Consider the following 1,439-nt stretch of genomic DNA (forward strand, 5'->3'; position numbering starts at 1 on the left):
CCTGCATTATTCATGAGAGTAGGGTAAAAAACCCTGAAACCACTACCAGATATAAGTTACAGCGACTTGATCTCAACAACAGTCTGTTTTGTCTCTCCGTCACTGGGCTTTCAGGAGAGAAAATAATGGTTAAAAAAGCAGAAAAAAGGGGACAAAAAACTCTATAATGTTAGGGACAGTAAGAGTTAAAATTTTCGTTGATCATGACTGAGTTTTCTTCTCAACTTTCGCTAAACTTCTTTACCAAAAAACCTTTAGAAGCCAAGTTCTCTCGCCTTGATTTGAGTTCAGATGCGGGGGTACTTCTGGTTAGACAAGCAGAAGAACAACTGAAAATTTGTGAAGGATTAGCAGATTGTTTGGAGGATAATCGAGAGCCGGGTAAAGTAAAACATTCTGGCTCTTCGGTTTGTGTTATGCAATGGACGGGGGTTATAAGGGATGGAACCCTTATATAGAAAGGCATTTAGCGTTTTTTGTCAATTGTTTTTTATCTAGAGCGAACTAATCAATTAAGTCTCTTGCCAGATAAGGATTTAGTCGATTTATGCCCCCCTATCGAACCATAACAAGTAACGAAGAGCCAACATTCTCTACATCAGTTAATTAGTCAACGAGTCTATCAAATAGCATCGGGCTATGAAGATAGCAACGACAGTAACTATTTGCGGGATGATCCTATTTTTAAGATTGCTTGCGATAAAGTTCCGCTTCTAGGAGAAGAATTATTAGCTAGTCAGCCAACGATGAGTCGATGGGAGAATCAGGTAACAAACAGAGAAATCAAAGGAATGCGTCGCTTTTTTGTTGACCAATTCCTCAAAAGTTATTCACAACAACCAGAAGAAATATTGCTAGATATAGATGGCTGGGATGCTTTGACTCATGGGCATCAGCAACTAAGCTTATTTCATGGTTATTATGGACACTATATTTACTTTCCCGTATTAATTAATGAAGCTGGGAGCGGTTACCCGTTAGTTCTACAACTTCGAGCGGGAAATTCTCACCCAGGTAAAGGGGTAGCGGGGATACTAAGATGGCTATTTTGGCGGTTAAGAAAAGCGATGCCAGAAGTGAGAATTATTTGACGAGGAGATGCGGGCTTCTCCTTGCCTGAAATCTTGAAAGTTTGCGAACGCAGTGAAGTTAAATATGTGTTTGGTTATAGTAGTAATGCAGTCTTGAAACAAAAAATTAGTTATCTTCTGGATCAAGCAAGATTACAATATCATCGCACGGGAGAAAAAGGGTTCTTCGTTACTTGGTATGATTCGATCAGGGGGCATAAATCGACTAAATCCTTATAGGGCAAGAGACTCAATTGATTAGCTCGTTCTAGATAGAAAACAATTGGCCAAAATCGAAGCAATGTCTTTCTGTGTAAGGGTTTTATCCTTTATAACCCCCCTCCATTGCATAACACAAACCGAAGAACC

At 39.5% G+C, this 1,439-nt stretch carries 2 protein-coding genes and 1 pseudogene; 2 read left to right on the forward strand and 1 reads right to left on the reverse strand.

Features of this window, described 5'->3' with window-relative positions; all coding sequences use genetic code 11:
- Positions 1-203: 203 nt before the first annotated feature.
- Both PX482_RS20710 and PX482_RS20715 read left to right on the forward strand, forming a co-directional pair.
- Positions 204-458 carry a transposase gene (locus PX482_RS20710; RefSeq protein ID WP_502846452.1) on the forward strand — a complete coding sequence of 85 codons (255 nt, stop codon included), beginning with the start codon at positions 204-206 and terminating at the stop codon, positions 456-458.
- Between the two features lie 120 nt (positions 459-578).
- Positions 579-1,250: pseudogene (locus tag PX482_RS20715) on the forward strand (IS1380 family transposase); the annotation flags it as partial.
- On the opposite strand, the gene PX482_RS20720 reads toward PX482_RS20715, so the two are convergent.
- Positions 1,232-1,372, reverse strand: coding sequence for a hypothetical protein (locus tag PX482_RS20720; RefSeq protein WP_288024535.1), 141 nt, complete (start codon positions 1,370-1,372; stop codon positions 1,232-1,234). The pseudogene PX482_RS20715 and the gene PX482_RS20720 overlap by 19 nt on opposite strands.
- Positions 1,373-1,439 lie beyond the last annotated feature (67 nt).

It is taken from the genome of Microcystis sp. M53602_WE12, from assembly GCF_030065455.1.
Lineage (GTDB): Bacteria > Cyanobacteriota > Cyanobacteriia > Cyanobacteriales > Microcystaceae > Microcystis > Microcystis aeruginosa.

Coding starts and splice junctions, on each gene's coding strand:
- PX482_RS20710 (WP_502846452.1), top strand. CDS start 204: ATGACTGAGTTTTCTTCTCAACTTTCGCTAAACTTCTTTACCAAAAAA.